Raw genomic sequence first — 22,085 nt, 5'->3', positions numbered from 1 at the left:
GCGACCGGCCCACTGGAGGTGCCGTGCTCTCGCGCGCCCTAGCCCTGCTCACCGCACTGCTGACCCTGTCCGCCCTGCTGCTCGCGCCCAGCGCGTCCGCCGCCGACCCGGCCGCGGAGGACGTCGCCCCCATGGCGCCGCCCCCCGCCAGCGCCTTCGAGAAGGTACGCCTCGACGGCGGCCTCGGCATGGGCGAACCCATCGAGATCGCCGTCACCCCTGACCAGAAGGTCCTCTACATCAACCGCGGCACGAGCGCCGCCGGTGGCCAGGTGCGGGTCTACGACCCCGCAACCGAGACGACCACCGTCGCGCTCACCCTGCCGCTCGACGCCCGGTTCGAGGACGGGCTGATCGGCATCACGCTGCACCCGGACTTCGAGGCGAACGGCTGGGTGTTCCTCTTCTACTCGCCCGCCTCCACGCCGCTGGTGAACCGGATCTCGCGGTTCACCTTCAACGACGCCACCAACACGATCGCGCCCTCGACCGAGGACATGATCATCGAGTGGCCGACGGAACGCGACCTGTGTTGCCACTCCGCCGGTTCCATGGACTGGGACAGCGACGGCAACCTCTACTTCGCGGTCGGCGACAACACCAACTCGGGCGGCGACGCGCAGGGCATGGCGCCCATCGACGAACGCCCGGGCCGCCACCCGCAGTACGACGCCCAGCGCACCTCGGGCAACACCAACGACCTGCGCGGCAAGATCAACCGCATCCACCCCGAGGACAACGGCACGTACACCATCCCCTCGGGGAACCTCTTCGCCCCCGGCACCTCGGGCACCCGCCCCGAGATCTACGTGATGGGGCTGCGCAACCCGTACCGCCTCTTCGTGGACGAGCAGGCGAACGACACCCTGTACTGGGGCGAGGTCGGCCCCGACGCGGGCGCCACCATCCCGGCGCGCGGCCCGGCGGCGTACGACGAGTTCAACCGCGCGACCGGCCCAGGGAACTTCGGCTGGCCCTACTGCGGCGGCCCCAACGTCGCCTACAACGACTGGAACTTCGCCACCAACCAGCCCCGCGGCTGGTTCCCGTGCGGCGGCTCGACCGGCCCGGTCAACAACTCGCCGCACAACACCGGACTCCAGCAACTGCCGCCCACGCAGGGCGCGCTGGTGTGGGAGCAGCACGGCGGCAGCGTCGAGTGGCCCGAGCTCGACACCCCGGGCGGCTGCGGTTCGCCGAACCACGCCGAGGTCTACCACTACGACCCGAACCTGAACTCGGACGTCAAGTGGCCCGCGTACTACGACAACAAGCTGCTGATCTCCGAGTACTGCCGCAACTGGATCAAGGAGGTGCAGTTCGAGGGGAACGACCCGGTGAACGGCGACCCGACCGCGATCGAGTCGGTGCTCGACGGCATGGGCCTCGTCCATCCCATCGACATGGAGTTCGGCCCCGACGGCTCGCTGTACCTGCTGGAGTACGGCAGCGGCTACTTCTCGGGCGCCCCGGATGCCGGTCTGTACAAGATCAACTACGTGCAGGGCGGACGGACGCCGACGGCCCTCGCGTCCGTGAACCGCGACAACGGCCTTGCGCCGCTCGCGGTGCAGTTCTCCAGCGCGGGCAGCAGCGACCCGGACGGTGATCCGCTCAGCTACGCCTGGGACTTCACCGACAACGGCTCCACCGACTCGACGGCCGCCAACCCCTCGTTCACCTACACGGGGAACGGCGAGTTCAGGGCACGGCTGACGGTCAGCGACGGCACGGGGCGCAGCAGCAGCGCGACCGTGCAGGTCGTCGTCGGCAACAACCGCCCGACGCTCACGATCTCCCAGCCACCGGCGGGCGGGGTCTACGAGTGGGAGGAGAACGTCACCGTCACCGCGTCGGCGACCGACCCGCAGGACGGGCCGATCAACTGCGCCGACGTCGTGGTCCGCGTGGCGCTCGGCCACCAGGAGCACGCGCACGAGGTGGCGCAGGGCAACGGCTGTTCCACCACGTTCGACACGGGGCCGATCCACTCCGGCCTCGACGCGACGCAGTTCTACGTCATCCGCGCCTCCTACGCGGACGAGGGCGCCCCGGGCAGCGCGCCGCTGACGGGTGAGACCGAGCTGACGCTGTGGCCGAAGCGCTGGCAGGCCGAGCACTTCGAGCAGCTGTCGGGCCCGCAGATCATCAACGCGTCGGGGGCGGAGGGCGGCCGTCGCCTCGGTGACGTGCAGAACGGCGAGTGGGTGCGCTACCACCAGGTGAGCCTCCAGGGCGTCACCGGCCTGTCGGCGCGGGTCTCCTCCGACAAGGCGGGGAACGTCGCGACGTTCCGCTACGACTCGATCACCGGCCCGGTCGTCGCGCGGGTGACCGTCCCGAACACCGGCGGCTGGGAGACCTACTCCCAGATCAACGTGCCGGTGACGAACGCCGACGACGCGCCACGTGACCTGTACGTGGTGTTCACCGGCGGGTCGGGGGCGATCCTCGACCTGGACAGCTACACGTTCACCGGACCAGGCGTCAGCACACCCTGACCCATCGGCACCACCTGATCCGGGCACCACCTGATCCGGGCACCAAGGAGGCGGCTCCCCACGCGGGGGCCGCCTCCGCTGTCGTCCACCTGCCCGCCGCCGTACCGCGCGACGGAGTCCGGGCCGGGTAGCCTTCCGGCCGGTGCACCACGGCCGTGGGGACGAGGACAGCCGGGTCCGCCGGTGCCCCGCCGATGCGTGAGCCGCCCGCATCGCCCGTGAGAGGAGACCATATGGCCGTCGCCGTACCGCAGTTGCCGAGCCCGCGTCCCGAGGGGGACCGGCTGGTGTACCGCGATCTGACGTACGCCGAGATCGCGGGCTTCCGGCCGCTGCTGCTCGACCTGTTCGTGCCGACCGGCGTGACGGGGCCGGTGCCCCTGCTGGTGTGGATCCACGGTGGGGCCTGGCTCTGGGGATCGCACCGTGTCTCGGAGTCGTGGCTGGGGGACAGGCCCGCCACCGATCCGGTGGAGGCCGCGCTCGCCGGGGGGTTCGCCATGGCCACCGTCCAGTACCGGCTCAGCGGCGAGGCCGTCTTCCCGGCCCAGCTGGAGGACGTACGGGCGGCCGTGCGCTGGCTGCGTGCCGCCGCGCCGGTCGTCGGTGTGGACCCGGGCCGGGTCGGCGTCTGGGGCGAGTCCGCGGGCGGCCACCTGGCGGGCATGCTGGCGCTGACCGCCGGGCGTGGTCCGCGCGAGGGGGACGCCGAGGCCGACGATGAACGGGTCGGGGCGGCCGTGCTCTGGTACCCGCCGACCGACTTCGTGGCACTCGACCAGCACGTGCCCGCGGCGGCCACGGGTGACCCCGACAGCGCCGATAGCGCCGACAGTACTGTTGGTACCGACAGCACCGCTAGCGCCGATAGAACTGATAGCGCGGACAGTCCGGAGGCCCGCCTGCTCGGCGTGGCGGTCCCGCTCGCCCCCGAGGTGGCCTTCCGCGCCAGCCCTGTCGCCCATGTGTCGGGTGAGGCACCGCCGATGCTGCTGATGCACGGCGACCGCGACCGGACCGTCCCGCACCGGCAGAGCGTGGATCTGGCAGCCGCGCTGACGGCCGCGGGCGCGAGCTGCGAACTCCTGCTTGTCGAAGGCGCCGACCACTGTTTCGAGGGCGTCGATCCGGCGCCGCTGGTCGAGGCGTCCGTGCGGTTCTTCGCCGCCCGGCTGTGAGACCCGGGGCCCCGTGATCACGCACGGAGGGGGCGTCCCCCCCTCTGACGGTGTCGCTCCCGGCCCCCGCCGCCACGGCCCCCCGCCGTACCCCGCCGACGGCCGGAACATGCCCCGCGCGGTGTTTCGGATCCGGCAGGCGTGGAACCGGGAGGCATGGCCTTTTCGGACAAAATCCCAGATGTCGCCGCCACCTTCCGCTCCCTGCTGCCCGAGCCCGACCGGCCGGGCCGGGTCCTCGCCACCGTGGAACGGATCGAGGCGTCCCAGGCGGCCGACCCGCTGCTCGGCCCGCTGCGCCGCGCCGTCCACACGCTCCCGCCCGACCTGCGGGACATCCTGCACGGCAAGCCCCTCGGGCACCCGGCGCACCCGGTCCTCGTCCAGCTGCCCATGGGCTCGTGGACGTCGGCGGCCGTCCTCGACATGCTGCCCGGCAAGGGGAAGCGGCGCGCGGCCGGGCTGCTGATCGCGCTCGGCGTGGCGACGGCCGCGCCCGCCGCGCTCACCGGCTGGACCGACTGGGCCGACCTGCGCAAGCCGCAGATGCGCGTCGGGCTCGTCCACGCGCTCGCGAACTCGGGCGCCCTCGCCCTCTACACCACCTCGCTGTGGAAGCGGCTGCGCGGGCGGCGCATGGCCGGGCGGGCGTACGGTCTCGCGGGCCTGACGCTCGTCTCCGTCGGCGGCGCGCTGGGCGGGCACCTCGCGTACCGCCAGGCGTCGGGCGCGAACCACGCCGAGCAGGTCGCCGCGCTGGCCGACACCGAGTGGCACGCGATCGCCATGCTGTCCGACCTCCCGGTCGGCCGCGCCGTCCGGGCCGAGGTCGGCGACATCACGGTCATGGTGGTCCGCGAGGCGAGCGGCACGGTACGGGTGCTGGCCGATCGCTGCTCGCACATGGCGGGCCCGCTGTCCGAGGGCGAGCTGGAGAACGGCTGCGTGCGCTGCCCGTGGCACGGCAGCACCTTCCGGCTGGACGACGGCTGGAACGTGCAGGGCCCCGCGACCGCGCCCCAGCCCGTCTTCGAGACGCGGGTGATCGACGGCCGGGTCGAGGCCCGTTTCCCCGAACACGCGAGGAAGAACGGCTGAGCGGGTACCCGGGGGCCGGAAGCGACCGCGACACACAACCGAGGAGGCCGCCATGTCGGAGGACGCCACGCCGAACGCCTCGGGGGACGACCCGATGGGCGACGACGTGTACCAGCCGACCGAGAGCACCGACCGGGACGACCCCACCTACACCGGGGACCTGGAGGACGCCCTCGACGAGCCCGGCCTCGACGACGTCCTGGACATGGGCTACTCGCCGCCGGAGAAGCCCCTGGCCGTGGAGGGCCACGGCCTCACCGCCCGCGAGCAGGAGGAGGGCGAGACGCTCGACCAGCGGCTGTCCGAGGAGGTGCCCGACGTCAGGCCCCCGCCCGGGGACGGGATCGGGGACCAGCCGGACGCGTGGGGCGAGCCGGTCGCGGACGGCGAGGCGGGCGAGGACCGGGCCGGGCGCCTCGTCGCGTCCGACACCGACCCGGCGGCCAACTCCGGCTTCGACTCGGGCCCGGACGACGCGCGCCCGGTGCGGCCCGACGACGTGACGGCGCTCGACGTCGGCATCGACGGCGGCGCCGCGGGGGCGGAGGAGGCGGCGATGCACATCGCCGACATCGACGACGCGACGGACCTGGACACGGCGGGCGACCCGGACGAGGAGGACCTGTGACGGTCCCGAGTGCAGTCGCCGGCTGACGGCCGGCGACTGCACGCCTGACGACGGGCGGCCGGGCCCCGCGCGAGGGGCCCGGCCGCCGCCGCGCGGGCGGCGGGGGCGCGCGGCGCCTGGTCAGCCGCCGCCGACGAGCAGCGTCACGAGCAGCTCGATCCGCTCCGTCTGCGTCGCCGTGGGCACCCGGCCGCTCATCCCGAGTGTGGTGAGCCCGTGCAGCGACGCCCACGACACCTCGGCCATGGCCAGCCGCTCGGGGTCGGCCGGGTCGAACGCCGCCACGAACTCGCCGAACGCGTCCCGCAGCGCCTGCGGCGTCTCCTCGTGCGCGAACTTGAGATCCGTGGGCAGGACGAACATCGCCTGGTAGAGCGCGGGATGCCGCGCCGCGAAGTCCCAGTAGGCCATTCCCACGGCCCGCAGCGTGCGGCCCGTGCCGTCCTCGGGGCCGTGCTCCTGGACGCTCTCCCTGGCCCGCCGCAGCGCGGCCGTCAGCTCCGTGAACCCCTCCAGGGCGACGGCCCGCACGATGCCGTCCTTGCCGCCGAAGTGGCTGTACAGCACGGGCTGGCTGTACTCGACGCGCTCCGCGAGCCGCCGGGTCGTGACCGCCTCCCATCCTTCCGTCTCGGCCAGCTCGCGGGCGGCCGTGATGATCAGCTGATGTCGTTGGGCGCGCTCTCGGGCGCGGCGTGCTGCGGTGGACATGCTCCCGAGACTAGCAGCGCTAGACATTCTCGTCTCGCTAGTGCTAGCGTCCAGCCATTCGCTAGCGCCGCTAGAACAACTGTCGCCGACAGTGTTCGTCCGGCCACGGACCACCGAAGGACACCGCCATGCTCACCGCCGCCCTCGTCGTCACCGCCGTCATCGCCGTCGGGATCATCGCCATCGGGCTGCGCTTCCTGCTCCAGCCGCAGGCCTCGGCGGCGGGCTTCGGCCTGCCCGCCGTGCACGGCGCGCCCCGCCCGTGGGCGAACATCAAGGGCGTCCGCGACATCACGTCCGGGCTCGTCCTGCTCGTCGGGCTGCTCCACGGGGACGACGTGCTCCTCGGCTGGCTCGTCCTCGCCTCGACGTTCACCCCGCTCGCCGACGCCGCGATCGTGCTCGGCGCCAAGGGCCCGAAGGCCGCCGCGTACGGCATCCACGCGGCCACGGCCCTCGTCGCCCTCGCCGCCGCGCTCGTCCTGATCCTGGCCTGAACCCAGCCTGAACCCGGCGGCCATTTCCCGGCCAGAACCCGGCCAGAGCCCGGCCAGAACCCTGCCGGAACCCGTTCTGGACGCGGCCAGGACAACAGGCCGGCCGAAGACGCCCGTTCGCGCCCGCCCCCGCCCCGGATCGCCTAGGGTGATCCACGGTGGCAGGGGGAGGGGCGCCCGGGATGCGGGTCATGCACGTCGTCACATTGCACACGCCGACACACGCGTTCGGCGGCCCGACACGGGTCGCGTTCCACCTCTGCCGCGGGCTCAACGCCCGCGGCGGACGCGCCGTGCTCCTCGCGCTCGGGGACGGGTTCCCGCCGGGGCCGCTGCCCCGCGAGGTGGACGGCGTGCCCGTCCGGCTGTTCCAGGCCCGCCACGTCCTGCCGCGCTTCGAGGTCAGCGGCATCACCTCGCCGGGCATGCTCGCCCGCGCCTGGTCGGCCGTCCGCTCCGCCGACGTCGTGCACGTCCACCTCATGCGCGACCTGATCACGCTCCCCGTCGCGCTGCTGGCCCTGCGCGCGGGCACGCCGCTCGTCCTCCAGACCCACGGCATGATCGACCCGACCGAGAAGCGCGTCGCCCGCCTCGTGGACGCCCTCGGCGTCCGCCGCGTCCTGCACCGCGCCGACGCCGTGCTCCACCTCACGGAACGCGAGCGCCACGAGACCGCCGCCGTCCTCGCGCCCCGGCCCATCGCGCCGCAGCACCGGCTCGTGAACGGCGTCCCCGCGCAGGAGCGCCGCCCCCGCCCGCCGGGGCCGCCCACCGTGCTCTACCTCGCGCGCGTCCAAGCGGGCAAGCGGCCCGAGGACTTCGTCCGCGCGATGCCCGAGATCCTGGCCGCGCGCCCAGACACCCGCTTCGTCCTCGCCGGGCCCGACACCGGCGCCCTGGCCGGGACCCTGGCCCTCGCCGACCGCCTCGGCGTGCGCGGCGCGCTCCACCACCCCGGCGCGCTCGACGGCCCCGCCGTCCTCGAAGCGCTGCGCGGCGCCGACGTGTTCGTCCTCCCCTCAAGCCAGGACGCCTTCTCCGTCTCGGTGCTCGAAGCGATGTCCGTGGGCACGCCCGTCGTCGTGCGGGAGGGCACCGGGCTCGCGCCCGACGTCGCCCGCGCGGGCGCCGGGCGCGTCGTCCCCCGACCCGAGGCGATCGGCCGCGCCGTCCTCGACCTGCTGGAACCCGCCGCGCAGGAGGCCGCGTCACACGCCGCCTGGCGCCTCGTCCGCGACGAGTTCACGCTCGACGCGGTGATCGACACCCTCCAGGACATCTACGCACGCGTCCGCGCCGCACGCACCTGACCGGACGCCGACCCCGCCAAATCGCCCCGAACCGGGAACCGTTACTGTCAGCTTCCCCGTGTGTGCGAGGGGGAGCAGGTTCCCTGAACCAGTGAACGTACGAGGAGACCTCCATGACCGGTCCCGACGACAACTCCCGCGACCACGGTGAGGGCCACGGCGACGGGCCCGGCGGCGCACCGGGGCCGCCGCCGGGCGATCCGCGCGCCGGATACGGCGGCCTCCCGAACACCCCGAACACCCCGCCGCCCCCTCCGCCTTCCGCGCCTCCGCCCTCCGCACCGCCGCCCGCCGCGCCGCCACCGTCCGCGCCCCCACCCGGCCCGCAGTTCGGGCCACCGCCCGCCGCCGCCCCCGGCTCCCCGTACGGCGCCCCCGCGGGCGGCCCGTTCGCCAACCCCTACGCCAGCCAGAACCCGTACGGCGGCCCCTACGGACCGCCCCCGCCCACGACCCCGCACGGCATCGGCCCCGTGATGTACGGCGACGGGTCCGCGCCGCAGTTCCCCCCTGCCCCGCCGACCGTCCGCCCGCCCCGGGACCAGCGGCTCGCCGTCACCGCCGCGCTGCTCAACCTCAGCGGCCTGGGCGCCGGTTACCTCTACCTGCGGCGCTGGTGGCAGGTCGTCCCCAGCCTGCTGCTGACCGGCCTGCTGCTCTGGGCGGTCCTGCCCGTCACGGCCGACGGCATATCCGGGCAGTGGGTCGCGCTGTACGTCCTCGGCCTGCTGGTCCTCGCCGCCGACGCCTGGCGCCTGGCGCGCCCCGAGACGCCGCGCCGCCGCCCGCTCCTGGTACCGCTCACCACGGGCATCCTGCTCCTGGCGATCCCGGCGGGCGCCGTCGTCTTCTTCGAGGACGCGCAGCGGCAGGCGCTGGAGGACGACCTCCAGGAGCGGCTGGCCCTCGCGGACGACCTCGTGGAACAGGCGGGCGACGAGCCGTTCGAGGAGGCCGAGCAGCGCTACCGCTCCGCCCTCGACGGCTACGTCGCCGTGCGGTCCGACCACCCCGACACGGACGCGGCGGCCGAGGTCCCCGACCGGCTCGACGCCCTGTACGAGCAGGCCACCACGCCCGCGGCCGACGCCGACGACCCCTGCGGCCCTCTCACACCGTTGCGCTTCTTCCGCGACCTGCCGGGCGAGAACGGCGAAGGCCCCGACATCGAGCGCCTGTCCGTACGGGCCGCGGACACGCTGCCCGAGCCGCTGCACGCCTGCGGCCTGAGCCGCACCGCCCAGGGCGACGTCGAGGGCGCGCGCGAACCGTTCACCGAACTGCTCGGCGACCACGCCGACTCCCCCCTCGCCACCGGCCTGCCGGAAGAACTCGGCGTGCTCCAGGGCACGGCGGCCGACGGCGTCGAGGGCGACCAGCCCTGCGACGCGCTCGACCAACTGCGCGACTGGAACGAGCTGTTCGGCGAACTGCCCGGCGAGCAGTTCGCGCAGCTCGCCGCCGACGGCCAAGGGCCCGTCCCCGACGGGCTGTTCGCCTGCGGCACCGCCCAGTTCCGCGCCGGTGACTTCACGGACTCCGAGGCGACGCTGCGCGACCTGCTCGCCGAGGACCCCGACCACCCCGAGGCCGACTACACGCAGGACATCCTCATCGCCGCCCAGATCGCGGCCCGGCTCCCCGCGGCGGGCGAGTCCCTGCCGCCGCGCCCCGGCGCGGGCGGCGGCGGGCCGACCATCACGGTCGAGGTGTCCAACGACTCGCCCAACGAGCTGGAACTCCTGTGGACCGGTACCCGCACGGGCAGCAGGACGGTGGGCGCCTGCGGCTCGTGCGACGTCTACACCAGCGACCCGGGCGACGCCGGATGCAGCGCGGACATCGACTACCCGACCACCACGCTCGAACTGCCCGCGGGCGAGTACCACTTCCTGCACCGCGCCCCCGACCTCGACGTGGACAACCTGGCGGAGACCACCGAGTTCGAGGCCAACTACGAGTACACGTGGTGCACCTTCACCATCGAGGGCCTTCAACTCCCCGCGCCTGACGGCACCGACGCCTGACCCGCCGCACCGCCCCGCACCAACCCCCGCACCAACCCCCGCACCAACCCCCGCACCACCCCGCGCCGCCGCCCGCCTCACCGGGCGGCGGCGCCCGCACGCGCGGGCCGCACGATCCACCACGTCACCCGCCGCACCGGCGCCGACGCGAGCCCCGCCGACAGCACGCACGCCAGCACCACCACCGACGCCTGCTCCGGCCACGAGCGCGCCCATGCCACGCCCCCCTCGTGCAGCAGCGGACGCAGCACCAGCGGATGCAGCACGTACACGTACATCCCGCCCGCCCCGAGCCAGCTGACCACCGGTATCCGGCGGCGCGGCATCAGCCGCAACAGCGCCAGCGCCCCGACGACGCCCGCCAGCAACACCGCCGCACGGATCGCCGGGCCCCCCGCCGAGTCGTACGCCTGCGCCATCCCCAGCCAGTCGTAGTCCACTTGGCGCCGCACGCACCAGGCCAGCACGCCCGCGCCCGCCAGCACCGCCACCGCCGCACGTCCGCTCCACACCACGCCGGGCCGCAGCGCCGCCGCGTACGCGCCCTGCCGCAGCTTCCAGCCGAGCAGGAAGAACGGCAGGAAGCACAGCGTCCGCGACAGGGCCAACCAGCCGCCTATCCACGGCACGTACCCGGCCACCAGCGCCGCCGCCACCGCCCAGACGACGGGCCGCCGCAGCCGCGCCAGCCACGGCAGCGCGAGGCGCCACACCGGCAGGGCCAGCAGGAACCACGCGCCCCACGCCGGGCTGTCCACGTAGAACCACCACCGGCCCGTCAGCCACCACTGCTGCGCCGAGTGCAGGAAACCGACGATCAGGTACGGCAGGAGCAGCGTCAACGCCACCTGCCGCGCGGCGTCACGCGTCAGCGGCGCGGCCGAGCTGAACCAACCGGCCACGAGGGCGAAGACGGGCACCCGCAGCGGCCACGTCGCCAGGTACAGCCAGACCAGGCCCTCCCGGTCGTGCAGGGTGTCCACGAGATGCCCGAAGAGGACGAGGGTCCCGGACAGGTAGCGGATGGTGTCCCAGTACGGGGCACGGACGGCGGCGCGCCGTGGCAGGAGAGCGGTCACGCCCCGCACGCTAGGAACCGGCCGCCGTCGCGGTCGTCCGTGGCGGTGGGGATCCCCCGCCGTCCTCCCGAGGGACTACGCGCGGGACGCGGCGCCTTCCTGGACGGTCACCTCGGGGTGCGCCGGGGTCAGGTGGTGGACGGCGGTGGCCGCGGTGTGCGGGGCGAGCAGGGCCCGGAGCGCGTCGGCGGCGGCCTCGACGTGGTGGCCGTCGCGGGGGGCCTGCACCGTCTCCAGGATGAACACGACGTGCGTCGAGTCCTCGGTGACGCGCGTGCGGTGGGCGTCGCGGTGGTTCCAGTGGCGGGTGAGGATGCCGCCGCTGTCGGCGTAGACGATCTCGCCCGCCTTGGTGGTCTCGACGGTGCCCGGCTCGCCGAGCGGCGTGAACTCCTCGCCGTCCGCGGCCTGTCGGACGACGACGTCGCCCGCGAGGTGGTCGAGGTCGAACGCGCCCGCGGGCAGGCCGTGCCGCACCGAGACGGAGTTGTACGCATCGACGGCGGGGTTGATCCGCGGCAGGGCGCCCTTCTTCGCGAAGCGGCGGCCGAGGGCGTCCACGCTGGGGCGGACGCGGCGCGGGTTGGTGCCGAAGGACCGGTAGGCGGCGTGCCACGCCTCGATCCGGGGATCGGTGTCGTCGGCGGGCCGCCACGTGCCGTCGGCGACCTGCCGCTCCAGCTCCTCCACGGCGGCGACGGCGCCAGGCCACGGCTCACGGCCGCGCAGGCCGGTGGCGGTGACCAGGGCGATCAGCGTGTCGGGGAAGGCGTCGGCGACGGCCGGGGCGAGGCGGAAGACGGTCATGGGCGGGGGCTCCGTTCCTTGGCGGTGCGGGGGCGGGTCCGTGCGGGCGCGCGTCAGCGGGTGACGCGTCCCTCCGACGACCTCAACGACCGGTCGCCCGAGGCGTTCCCGACACGCCCCGGACACCCCGCCGTCCCTGGGACGCGGGCGCAGGGCGTGCGTTCTTCGCTTCTCGTACGGCTGCCGCCGGTGCCGTCTGCCCGGGCAACCACAGGGTCCTCCCGTGCTCGACCGCCGTTCCTACCGAAGGATATCGGCGACCCGGAGGACATGCAGGCAAGAAGAATGGGCTAATCCCAGGTGAAGATATCGATCCTGAATGCCGAACAGATTCACGCATGGCCGAAAAACTTCTTACGCCTTGGCTGGATGATTTCTTGTAGCTCCCTCTCTGGTGATGAGTAGTCTTTCGAGCGTTCGTTCATGGTTGGCATGAACGAACGGGAGGGGAATTCCATGCGCAATTTCAAGCCGTCGGGTCGCTCCTTACGCAGGAGTGGTCTCCTTGTCGGCGCACTGTGCCTCGGCCTGGTGGTCACGGCGACCGGCCCGGCCGCGGCCGACAGCGACATCATCAATGCCTCGGGCGGGCAGTGTCAGGGGCAGTGGCTCTCCGCCGACAACCAGTTCCGCATCAGGGACGCCGACAACGACGACAGCGACTACTGCTACGTCGATTACTCGTGGAATTCGGCACACACCGAGAGGAGCCGCGTCTCTCGCCCTCAGGACATCAACACGAACTGGGGCTACTACGATGTGACGGTCACCGCTCAGGTCATCTACTTCCACGTGTGCAAGGAACGTCAGGACGACCCGGACGTCTGCTCGCGTTGGGTCTCCGCCACCACGTGACCTGGCCGTTGCCCGGTACAGGGCTGTGATCCGGTCGTTCCTCGACAGCTGAAGGAGTGCACGCGTGCCACCCGTTCTGCGGGCCAGGAATCTCCATGTTCGATACGGCTCGTCGGTCGCGGTGGCAGGTGTTGACATGCACGTCGATCCCGGGGAGGTGGTGGGCGTGGTGGGGGCTTCCGGGTCAGGGAAGACCACACTGCTCCACTGCCTCTCCGGGCTGCTGACCCCCGAGCGCGGCAGCGTTCTGTTCCGTGACCAGCCGATCGAGAGCATGCCGGTGGGCCGCCGGGACGAACTCCGCCGGTCACATTTCGGATTCGTCTTCCAATTCGGCGATCTGGTGCCGGAACTTTCACTGGTGGACAACGTCTCCCTGCCGCTGCGGCTACAAGGAGTCAGGGCAGCCGAGGCACGCCGTGGGGCGACCCGGCAACTGGAGGCCCTGGGGATCGGGCATCTCGGCTCACGCACGGTCGGCGAGGTCTCCGGGGGAGAGCTCCAGCGTGCCGCGATAGCACGGGCGTTGGTCCACCGACCCGACGTGGTCTTCGCCGACGAGCCCACCGGTGCGCTGGACGACGCCAACTCCGAGGTGGTCTTCGCCCTGCTGCTGGAGCAGGCCAGGGAGCACGGGGCGTCCGTGCTGCTGGTGACGCACGACCGGCATCTGGCCGCGCGGGCCGACCGCCAGGTGACGCTCGCGGGTGGGCGGCTGGTGGCGGACGCGTGAGGACCTGGCTGCCTCTGACGCTGTCGGTGGCCGTCCGGGTGGTGGTCTCCGCCCAGGGCCGACGACGCGCGCTGCTCCTCGTACTGGTCGGCACGCTCAGCTCGTTGTGCGTGCTGGCGACGTTCGCGACGGCCGCCTTGCAGGAACGGGAGAGCGCCCGTGCCTCGGCCATGGCACCGGTCCTCGGCGATCCGCCCGGGTTCGGCGGCCAGGTGGTCTTCAGCCGGCCCGAGGCCCGGGAGACGGGCTGGACGGAGCTCGAACACGACTACCGTGGGGACAGGGTCACCGTGGTACGTGTCAGCGACCCCTTCGCCCGCGGCCCGTTCCCGCCGGGTCTCGACCGGTGGCCCCGCCCCGGGGAGGTGCTGGTCAGCCCGGCCCTCGCGCGGCTGCTCGATGACGACGACGGGCAGATCCGGCAGTGGTTCGCCGGATCGGGCGTGGCCGTCCTGCCCCATGTCGCCGTGGGGAGCGCCGGTCAGCTCCTCGCCTATCTCGGGGTCGCCCCTGAGCACCTCGACTCCCTCCAGGGACCCCTGGAGGGCTTCGGGAGCCGTCCGGCCCCGGGGTTCGGCTGGTACACCGCGCTCGGCTGCATGCTCTTCCTCGTCATGCCCGCCTTCGTCCTGGTCCTCACCGCGAGCCGGTTCGGACGGCCCGTGCGCGCCGCCCGTTACCAGGCGTTGAGGCTGCTGGGTGTGCCCGTCCCCCGGGCGCGGCTGGGGAGTGCGGCCGAGACGGCGCTGCCCGTCGCGGCGGGGGCGCTGACCGGAGCGCTGGTGTGGCCGCTGGTGCTGCCGGACATGTTCGCCCTGCCGGTGACGGGCAGGTGGCTCTTCGGTTCCGACCTCCGCGTCCCGCTGTGGCAGGCCGCGTTGACGGTCGTCGGGGTCGCGGTGGTCGCCGGGGTGTTCGGCGCCGCGACGGTGTCCGGCGGCGGCCGGGGCTCCGGGCGCGGGGTGCGCTTCCTCAAGCCCGTCCGGCTGACGAGCCCTCTGGTCGCCGTCCTGTTCGCCCTGGGTCTTGTCCTCGTCTCGGTGGCGTACTTCCGCCACCGGCCCCGCGATCCGCTGCTGTGGCTGTCGGTGGTGATGTTGGGGGCCGGGCTGCCCAGCGTCTCGGCGTGGACGGGGCAACGGCTCGCCCGGCTGCTCGGCCGGGTGGAGGCCGGACTGGTCTGGCTGCTGGCGAGCCGCAGACTCGCGGCGGACGCCCAGTCCCGCTTCCGTGTCGCGGGGATGATCGGCATCGCGGTCTTCGCCGTCGGCGCCTCCCAGCCGGTTTCCCAGGTCCTCGCCCAGCCGCACACCTCCTGGGTCGCCCAGGCGCGCGCCGACGGCCAGGACGACCTGCTGGCCAGGGTGGAGACGCTGGAGACGGTGCCGCTGAGGCTGAGCGACCCCCCACCCGTCGTGCAGCACCTCGTTCCCTCGGTCGCCTTGTGGGGGTCCGGCCAGGAGCCGGGTGTGCTGCGGCCGGAAACCCAGGCACTGGTGGCCACCTGCCCCCAGCTGGAGGCCCTGTTCGACCAGCCCTTGCCCCGCTGCACCGGCGACCGCATGACCCTCGTCGGCGAACACGGCACCGAGCGGTCGGCGACCGGCGCCCTTCTGCTCAGCTCCCGGGACCGCGCCCGTCAGGTGACGATCCCGGTACCCGACGCGACGCTGACCGTCCCCGGCGGCCAGGACACCCCGGTCGGCGCCGGGATGGTGCTGCCCCCCGACGACCCGGCCCTGGCCGAGGTGGACGACCCCTTCTCCTACTCCGCGTACCTGAGGGTGGCGACGGACCGGACCGCCTGGGAAGCCGCCCGGGCGTGGGTGGTCGCCTCCTCACCGGCCTACCGGCTGGAGAACTCCTACCAGATGTCCGAGGTCACCGACAGCACCGGCAGCTGGGTACTCCTCGGCCTCGGCTCGGCGGCGGCCGTCACCGTGTTCGGGGCGGTCCTCACCGTCGTCGAGGACGGCGGGCGCCGCCGGGAGTGGTTCGGCCTGCGGGCCCTCGGGGTGGCCAGATCCCGGCTCACCGCCGTGCAGTTCGTCGAGGCGGCGTTCACCTCCGTGGTCGCCGTGGCGCTGGCCACCTTCGCCGCCGTCGCCGTCAGCCTCGCCTACCTCCGCATCAACGACGACCGCCTCGACACCCTCGCTCCCTTCGGCACGGCAGCCGCCGCCGGTGCCGCCGCGGTCGTCCTGACCGCCGCCCTCAGCAGCTGGATCACCTTGCGCGCCAGGAAGTAGGCGACGAACGACCTCGGCTGGACGGCGGGCCGCGGGCCTGAGACGTGACGGCGCCAGGGGGACGGTCCCCCCTGGCGCCGTGCGGTCACGTGTCGGTGTCGCGCCGCATCTCGCGCGCCCGCACGCCGATCTGCCAGCGGTAGAAGCTCATCGCCAGCGCGTAGTCCAGCCCGGCGCGGCCGTCCAGGAAGCCCCGGCGCGCCACGTACGCCCAGCCGAACGACAGCAGCGGCTTCAGCGGCGCGCGGTGGAAGAGCTGCCCCTGCCGCGTCTTGGCCGTCCTGATCTCCTCCCGCGCCTCCGGGTGCGTCTCCAGCCACGCCTCCCAGTCCGCGTACCTGTTGTGCCGCTCGAACCAGGTGCCCACCGGGTCGAGGTCCCGGTGCTCGATGGGCGCGCGCAGCCGGAACACCGGGTCGGCCAGCGGCTGGTAGTGCCCCTCCTGCTCGCCCATGCCGGGCGCCGCCAGGTCGTCCGGCTCGGGGAAACGGACGCGCGAGCGGTCCACGAGGGCGCGCTTCACGATGGTGTGCCCGTGCCGCAGCCTGCGGCCCGCGAACCAGTAGCCGAGCGGGATGTCGAACGCGGCCGGGCGTACCTGGCGGCCGTCCAGGAAGATCCGCCGCAGCTCGGCCAGCAGCTCGCCGCCGACCGTCTCGTCACCGTCGAGGAACAGCACCCAGTCCGTGTCGGTGCGGACGTGGTCGAGGATCCACTGCTTCTTCTTCGGGTACTTCCCGTCCCAGGTGTACGGGACGACCTCGGCGCCCTCCGCCTTCGCGAGGGCGCGCGTGTCGTCGGTGCTGTCGGAGTCCACGACGACGACGGCCTCGACGTGCGCGGCGACGGAGCGGACGGCCCCGGTGATGTTGGCCGCCTCGTTCTTCGTGGGGATCGCCACGACGATCGGCAGGCGGGTCATCCGTCCCCCTCGGGCAGCAGGTCGGCGTACTCGGGGCACAGGTGCGTCACGGCGTCCTCGACGCCCGGGATCTCCCCGTCGCGCACGGCCGCGCCGATCGACTCCGGGTCGTGGCGCTGGAGGTAGCCGAGGCGGTCGCACGCCTCGGTGCCGAGGTCGAGGATCGCCCCGGGGTCCACGCCCTCGGGCACGCGGTCCGTGAGGTATTCGCGCTGCTCCTCGGTGAACTCGCCGTCCGGAGGAGCGAGTTCGTCCTCGGGAACGGTCGGCGCCTCCGGGGTGCCCTCGTCGGGCGCGCCGGTTCCCTCGTCGGGCAGGGCGTCGCCGTCCTGGCCGCCGTCCGGCTGCGGGTCCTGGTCCTGACCCGGCTCCGTGTCCTGCGCGGACGCCGACGACGAAGGGCCGTCCGCGCCCCGCGCGTCGTCGTCCCCGCCACCGCCGCAGGCGGTCACCAGCAGCGCGGCGCCCATCGCCAGGGCGGGCAGCAGCAGCCGCCGCATCACGGCGCCCCGAATGTGAGGAGCAGCTGCGGCCGGTTCGCCGCCGCCGACTCGCGGGAGCCGAGCCACAGGCTGTCGGTGCCCTCGCTGACGAGCGCCACCGCGAACTGTCCGCCCAACGCGCCCTGCACCGCCGTGCGTTGCAGCGGGACGGTGTACGTGCCGTTCAGCGCGTCGGGCGACTCCAGCGTGCCGAGCGCCGTGGTCCCGAGCGCGGGGCGGGTCGCGTACGTCGTCGCCGCCTCGCTCCACGCCCCCTCGACCGGCACCACGGGGAAGTCGTCCAGCGCGCCCGCCGCCGCGTCACCGCCGACGCGCACGCGCAGCGACGCCGCCTTCAGCACCTGCCCCGCGGGCGCGGACGGCAGGTCGAACGCGAGGTAGCTCTCGTACGCGGGCGCGCCCCGCACCGCGAGCTGCTGGTGCGTGCCGTGGACGGCGCTCGGCGCGGCGCCGTTGACGTACGTGTCCGCGACGGGCGCCAGCTGCGTCACCGTGTCGGACGGCACGGACGCCGCGTCGAAGTGCGCGCGCACCCGCGCCGCCGACAACTGCGCCGGGTACAGGGCCGTCTCGTCCAGCTCGCCCGCGAAGTAGTCGCTCGTGGGCCGGTTGGCCCAGTTCGCCAGCGAGTCGCCGCCGGTACGCAGGTAGCCGGAGACGGAACGGGCCGACGTGAACAGCGGGTTGGAGTTGACCTGCGCCCCGTCCACGTACAGCCGCATCCCCGCGCTGCCGACGGACACGGCGATGTGGTGCCACTGCCCGTCGTTGTAGCGGCCGGGGGTGGTCAGCGTGCGGTTGCCGCCGTTGATGATGCCGAACGTGAGCTGACCGTTGTTGAGCATGTACAGGTTCGGGTCGCGGTTGGCGCTGGCCTGGAGCGTCAGGTTGCCGAGGCCCATCAGCTTGCCGCCGCGCGTCGTCGTCGTGCGGAACCACGTCTCCATCGTGAAGCGCTGCATGCCGGGCAGGCGCGCGTCGCTGTACGTGTACGCGTCGGTGCCGTCGTAGCCGACCGCCGCCGCGCCGGGGCCGGGGACGGCCGCCGGGGACGTGCCGCGCGCCGGGCCGCCGCGGTGGACACCGCTCGTGCCGTTGCCCGACGCGTCGGACGCGTAGTTGTTCGCCGTCTCGTCGAACCGCCAGTACAGCAGCGGGTCGTCGGCCAGCACCGCGTTCGCGTACGCCTGCGTGCCGCTCGCGACCGTCACCGACACGGGGGCGGACAGCGCGCTGACGTTGCCCGCGCCGTCGGTGGCCGTGACGCGGTAGCTGTGCGTCTCCCCTGCCTCGACGTCCGGGTCTGACCAGGTGAGTTGCGGGCGCACCCAGGGCAGCGATGAGCCCTCGACCGTGTGCACGGGCGTGCTCGCGCCGTTGCGGTAGACGCGGTACGTCAGCAGGCTGTCGTCCAGGTCCAGGCTCGCGCGCCAGCTCACGTCCACACGGTCGGCCGCCGGGCTCGCCGCGTGCGTCTCCGGCGTGGAGGGCAGGCCCGTGTCCGGGCCGGTCGCGAAGCGCGTGAGGCCCCACTGCGCGACACCGTTGACCGTCGTGAACCCGCCGCCGACCCACAGGAAGTCACGCGCGTCGTCCGGGTGGTCGGTCACCGGGATGAGGACGCGCGGGCCGAGCTGTTCGCCGAGGCCGTCGTTCGTGTTGGGGAACCAGCCGAGCTTCGCCGTGCCCGTCACGGCCTGCGCGAACAGGTGGTAGCGCTCCTGGTTCGGGAACTCGCCCATGCTCGCGCAGTCGTGCGCGTGGTGCCCGCTGTAGAGCACGCCGCCGTGCACCGTCACGCTCTGCGTCGCGCCCAGGCACGTGTCGCGCCAGCGCTGGTCGAAGGTGTCGAGGCTCAGCGCGATGCGGCCGTCGAACACCCCGCCGCCCGTGCCCTCGTTGCCGGTGTAGAAGCTCGTGCCGTCCGTCGCGATGGACTGGACCGTCGAGTTGGTCTCGATGAACCCCTCGGGATACGTACGGACGTTGGCGCCCGTGCCCGCGTCCACGACGGCCAGGGCGTGCGAGTTCGCGCCGTTGACCTCGAAGAAGTCGCCGCCCAGCAGGACGTGTTCGCCGTCCGGGGTGAGCGCGACGGCCTTGCCGATCTCGTCCGCGTCGGCCCGCCAGCCCGCGACCACGGCGCCCGCCGTCGTCACCGCGCCGAAGCGCGACCGCGGCTGCCCGGCGAGCTGCGTGAAGTCGCCGCCCAGGTACACCCGGTCCTCGCCCGCCGCGATGGCGCGCACGATGCCGTTCGCCGCGACCGGGAACGGGGCGCGCGCGCAGGTCGGCAGGTCGAACGCGGCGACGCTGCTGGCGCCGACGCCGTTCACCGAGCCGAACGTGCCGCCCACGTACAGCGTGCCCTTGTCGGGCGACACCGCGAGCGAGCGGATCGTCGCCGTGCCGGAGCCGACCGTGAACGACAGGTCGCAGCCCTCGACCGGCGCGCCCGTCGCGGCGTCCAGCGCCACGAAGTTGGCGACCGGCTGTTCCTGCGTCCCCGGATCGGCGCCCGGCGGCCTGACCGTCGAGAACGTGCCGCCGACGTACACCACGCCGTCCGCCTCGGCCAGCGCGTAGACGATGCCGTTCGTCTGCCACGTCGGCAGATCCTCGGCCGTCATGGTCAGCGGCGCCGTCAGCGCCTCGGCCTCCTCGGGCGCCGGTCCCGCGGCGACGAGGAGCCCGGCCGTCAGCGCGGCCACCGCCCCGATCCCCACCAGACGGCGGCCCGGCAGCGCCCCCGGCCGCACGCGCAGCCGCGCCGCGAGGGCCCGCCCCACCATCACGCTCATCGGAGCGCCTCTGTCCGACATGGCCTCACCCATCCTCCGCACGTCCTGCCCGTCCTGCCCGTCTCGCCCGTCCCGCATCGGCCCCGCCCGTCTCACCGGTCGATCCGCACACTGGCGCCGCTCAACTCGGCGTCGAGGGAGGCGATGTCGGCCTCCACCATCAGCCCGGCCAACTCACGCCAGCGCACGGCCGGTTCCCAGCCCAGCAGGTCGCGCGCCTTCGACGCGTCCCCCACCAGGGCGTCCACCTCGCTCGGCCGCTCGTACTTGGGGTCGAAGCGGACGTGTTCCGTCCAGTCCAGGCCCCCGGCGGCGAACGCCGCGCCGAGGAAGTCCCGCACGGTCGCCGGGACCCCCGTCGCGACCACGTAGTCGTCCGGCTCGTCCCGCTGGAGCATGCGCCACATGGCCTCGACGTACTCCGGCGCGTAGCCCCAGTCGCGGACGGCGTCCAGGTTCCCCATGTACAGGCGCTCCTGGAGCCCGGCCCTGATCCGGGCGACCGCGCGCGTGATCTTGCGCGTCACGAACGTCTCCCCCCGGCGCGGCGACTCATGGTTGAACAGAATGCCATTGACCGCGTAAAGCCCGTATGCCTCGCGGTAGTTGACGGTGGACCAGTAGCTGAACACCTTGGCGCAGCCGTACGGGCTGCGCGGGTGGAACGGCGTGCGCTCGTTCTGCGGCGGCGGCACCGAGCCGTACATCTCCGACGACGACGCCTGGTAGATCCGCGTCTCCACCCCGCTGGCCCTGATCGCCTCCAGCAGCCGCAGCGTCCCGAGGCCCGTGACGTCCCCCGTGTACAGCGGCGCGTCGAACGACACCCGCACGTGTGACTGCGCGCCGAGGTTGTACACCTCGTCCGGCCGCACCTCACGCAGCAGGTTGACCAGCGCGACACCGTCCGAGAGGTCCGCGTGGTGCAGCACCAGCGTGCGCTCCGGCATCTGCGGGCCCTGGTAGAGGTGGTCGATGCGCTCGGTGTTGAACGACGACGAGCGGCGCAGCAGCCCGTGCACCGTGTAGCCCTTCGCGAGCAGCAGCTCGGTCAGGTACGAGCCGTCCTGCCCGGTGACGCCGGTGATCAGCGCCGTCCTGCCCGAGGCGTTGTCCGTCATGGAAGTTCCCCCAACTGTCTCTCCTGCGCTTTCCGTTCACGTGCCCCACGCCGCGCGGAACGCCCGCGCGCGGCGCCGCCCCGCTGGCAGAATCCGGGCCATGACGACCCTCCTGCCGCCCACCGCCCGCGTGTTCGTCGCCGGGCACCGCGGTCTCGCCGGCTCCGCCCTCGCCCGCGCCCTCGCGGACGAGGGGCACGAGGTCCTGACCAGGACCAGGGAGCAGCTCGACCTGCGCGACGCCGACCGCACGCGCGCCTGGCTCGCCGCCGTCAGGCCGGACGCCGTCGTCCTGGCCGCCGCCACCGTGGGCGGGATCATGGCGAACCAGCGCTTCCCCGTGCCGTTCCTCGAAGACAACCTGCGCATCCAGCTCAGCGTCATCTCCGGCGCGCACGCGGCCGACGTCCCCCGCCTGCTGTTCCTCGGCTCCTCCTGCATCTATCCCCGGCTCGCGCCGCAGCCCATCCCGGAAGAGGCGCTGCTGACGGGCCCGTTGGAGCCGACCAACGAGGCGTACGCGCTCGCCAAGATCGCGGGGATCACGCAGATCCGCGCCTACCGGCGGCAGTTCGGCCGCGCGTACATCGCCGCCATGCCGACCAACCTCTACGGCCCCGGCGACAGCTTCGACCCCGAGACGTCGCACGTCCTGCCCGCGCTGATCCGCCGCTTCCACGAGGCGAAGGAGGCGGGGAGCCCCGAGATCACGCTGTGGGGCTCCGGCACGCCGCGCCGCGAGTTCCTGCACAGCGCCGACCTGGCGCGCGCCTGCGTGACGCTGCTGCGCGAGCACGACGACGAGGTGGCGGTGAACGTCGGCTGCGGCGAGGACCTGACCATCGCGGAACTGGCCGCGACCGTCGCCGCCGCCGTGGGGTACACGGGCCGTATCGCCTGGGACACCAGCAGGCCGGACGGCACGCCGCGCAAGCTGCTGGACGTCACGCGGCTGCGGGCGCTCGGCTTCACGCCGCGCGTGCCGCTGGCCGAGGGGATCGCCGACACGTACCGCTGGTGGCTGGCGCACGGCACGCGCGTGCGTGCGTAACCGGCGCGTGG

The 22,085-nt window shown here is 73.5% G+C and carries 18 protein-coding genes; 11 read left to right on the top strand and 7 right to left on the bottom strand.

Features of this window, described 5'->3' with window-relative positions; translation table 11 throughout:
* Window positions 1–23: 23 nt before the first annotated feature.
* From IF27_RS12220 to IF27_RS12205, 4 genes are all read left to right on the top strand, one after another.
* Window positions 24–2,501 carry a PQQ-dependent sugar dehydrogenase gene (locus IF27_RS12220; protein ID WP_052849514.1) on the top strand — a complete coding sequence of 826 codons (2,478 nt, stop codon included), beginning with the start codon at window positions 24–26 and terminating at the stop codon, window positions 2,499–2,501.
* Between the two features lie 233 nt (window positions 2,502–2,734).
* Window positions 2,735–3,679, top strand: a complete 945-nt coding sequence (locus IF27_RS12215) for an alpha/beta hydrolase (protein ID WP_052849513.1) — start codon at window positions 2,735–2,737, stop codon at window positions 3,677–3,679.
* A gap of 156 nt (window positions 3,680–3,835) precedes the next feature.
* Window positions 3,836–4,777 (top strand): Rieske (2Fe-2S) protein, encoded by a 942-nt coding sequence (locus IF27_RS12210; protein WP_052849512.1) that lies wholly within the window; start codon window positions 3,836–3,838, stop codon window positions 4,775–4,777.
* Between the two features lie 52 nt (window positions 4,778–4,829).
* On the top strand, window positions 4,830–5,405 hold the full coding sequence (locus IF27_RS12205) for a DUF5709 domain-containing protein (protein WP_052849511.1): 576 nt from the start codon (window positions 4,830–4,832) through the stop codon (window positions 5,403–5,405).
* Window positions 5,406–5,525: 120 nt separating this feature from the next.
* On the opposite strand, the gene IF27_RS12200 is transcribed toward IF27_RS12205, so the two are convergent.
* Window positions 5,526–6,116, bottom strand: coding sequence for a TetR/AcrR family transcriptional regulator (locus IF27_RS12200; protein ID WP_052849510.1), 591 nt, complete (start codon window positions 6,114–6,116; stop codon window positions 5,526–5,528).
* A gap of 128 nt (window positions 6,117–6,244) precedes the next feature.
* Between IF27_RS12200 and IF27_RS12195 the strand changes: the two genes are divergently transcribed.
* From IF27_RS12195 to IF27_RS12185, 3 genes are all read left to right on the top strand, one after another.
* Entirely contained in the window at window positions 6,245–6,613 is a 369-nt protein-coding gene (locus IF27_RS12195; protein WP_052849509.1) for a DUF4267 domain-containing protein, read from the top strand.
* A gap of 182 nt (window positions 6,614–6,795) precedes the next feature.
* Window positions 6,796–7,926, top strand: a complete 1,131-nt coding sequence (locus IF27_RS12190; protein ID WP_052849508.1) for a glycosyltransferase — start codon at window positions 6,796–6,798, stop codon at window positions 7,924–7,926.
* Between the two features lie 113 nt (window positions 7,927–8,039).
* The gene (locus IF27_RS12185; RefSeq protein ID WP_052849507.1) at window positions 8,040–9,953 is read left to right on the top strand and encodes a TgpA N-terminal domain-containing protein; all 1,914 of its coding nucleotides are present in this window, start codon (window positions 8,040–8,042) and stop codon (window positions 9,951–9,953) included.
* 77 nt (window positions 9,954–10,030) lie between these two features.
* Here the strand turns inward: IF27_RS12185 and IF27_RS12180 are convergent, their stop codons facing one another.
* Both IF27_RS12180 and IF27_RS12175 read right to left on the bottom strand, forming a co-directional pair.
* Entirely contained in the window at window positions 10,031–11,032 is a 1,002-nt protein-coding gene (locus IF27_RS12180) for an acyltransferase family protein (protein ID WP_052849506.1), read from the bottom strand.
* Between the two features lie 75 nt (window positions 11,033–11,107).
* Window positions 11,108–11,839 (bottom strand): B3/B4 domain-containing protein, encoded by a 732-nt coding sequence (locus IF27_RS12175; protein ID WP_052849505.1) that lies wholly within the window; start codon window positions 11,837–11,839, stop codon window positions 11,108–11,110.
* A 432-nt stretch (window positions 11,840–12,271) separates the two neighbouring features.
* On the opposite strand from IF27_RS12175, the gene IF27_RS12170 reads away from it, so the two are divergent.
* The 3 genes from IF27_RS12170 to IF27_RS12160 all read left to right on the top strand — a co-directional run bounded on the left by IF27_RS12170 (window position 12,272) and on the right by IF27_RS12160 (window position 15,676).
* Window positions 12,272–12,694: a hypothetical protein gene (locus tag IF27_RS12170; protein ID WP_190232913.1), complete on the top strand. Its 423-nt coding sequence runs from the start codon at window positions 12,272–12,274 to the stop codon at window positions 12,692–12,694.
* A gap of 136 nt (window positions 12,695–12,830) precedes the next feature.
* Window positions 12,831–13,427 (top strand): ABC transporter ATP-binding protein, encoded by a 597-nt coding sequence (locus tag IF27_RS12165; protein WP_110945793.1) that lies wholly within the window; start codon window positions 12,831–12,833, stop codon window positions 13,425–13,427.
* Entirely contained in the window at window positions 13,424–15,676 is a 2,253-nt protein-coding gene (locus IF27_RS12160; RefSeq protein ID WP_052849502.1) for an ABC transporter permease family protein, read from the top strand. The genes IF27_RS12165 and IF27_RS12160 overlap by 4 nt, the downstream gene beginning before the upstream one ends.
* Before the next feature lie 85 nt (window positions 15,677–15,761).
* Here IF27_RS12160 and IF27_RS12155 read toward each other — a convergent pair whose 3' ends face one another.
* The 4 genes from IF27_RS12155 to gmd form a co-directional block, all read right to left on the bottom strand.
* Complete coding sequence (locus tag IF27_RS12155; RefSeq protein WP_052849501.1) at window positions 15,762–16,598, bottom strand: glycosyltransferase family 2 protein; 837 nt, start codon at window positions 16,596–16,598, stop codon at window positions 15,762–15,764.
* Window positions 16,595–17,098 carry a hypothetical protein gene (locus IF27_RS12150; RefSeq protein WP_190232912.1) on the bottom strand — a complete coding sequence of 168 codons (504 nt, stop codon included), beginning with the start codon at window positions 17,096–17,098 and terminating at the stop codon, window positions 16,595–16,597. The genes IF27_RS12155 and IF27_RS12150 overlap by 4 nt, the downstream gene beginning before the upstream one ends.
* On the bottom strand, window positions 17,098–19,893 hold the full coding sequence (locus IF27_RS12145) for a LamG-like jellyroll fold domain-containing protein (RefSeq protein WP_110945814.1): 2,796 nt from the start codon (window positions 19,891–19,893) through the stop codon (window positions 17,098–17,100). Before IF27_RS12145 ends, IF27_RS12150 begins: the two co-directional genes overlap by 1 nt.
* Window positions 19,894–19,994: 101 nt before the next feature.
* Window positions 19,995–21,023 (bottom strand): GDP-mannose 4,6-dehydratase, encoded by a 1,029-nt coding sequence (gene gmd, locus IF27_RS12140; RefSeq protein ID WP_052849499.1) that lies wholly within the window; start codon window positions 21,021–21,023, stop codon window positions 19,995–19,997.
* Window positions 21,024–21,123: 100 nt separating this feature from the next.
* Here gmd and IF27_RS12135 point away from each other — a divergent pair, with 100 nt between their 5' ends.
* Window positions 21,124–22,074, top strand: a complete 951-nt coding sequence (locus tag IF27_RS12135) for a GDP-L-fucose synthase family protein (protein WP_052849498.1) — start codon at window positions 21,124–21,126, stop codon at window positions 22,072–22,074.
* Window positions 22,075–22,085: the final 11 nt, after the last annotated feature.

Origin of the sequence: Streptomyces avicenniae, assembly GCF_000719135.1 — a bacterium.
Lineage (GTDB): Bacteria > Actinomycetota > Actinomycetes > Streptomycetales > Streptomycetaceae > Streptomyces > Streptomyces avicenniae.
This window is presented reverse-complemented; position numbering and strand designations above follow the sequence as displayed.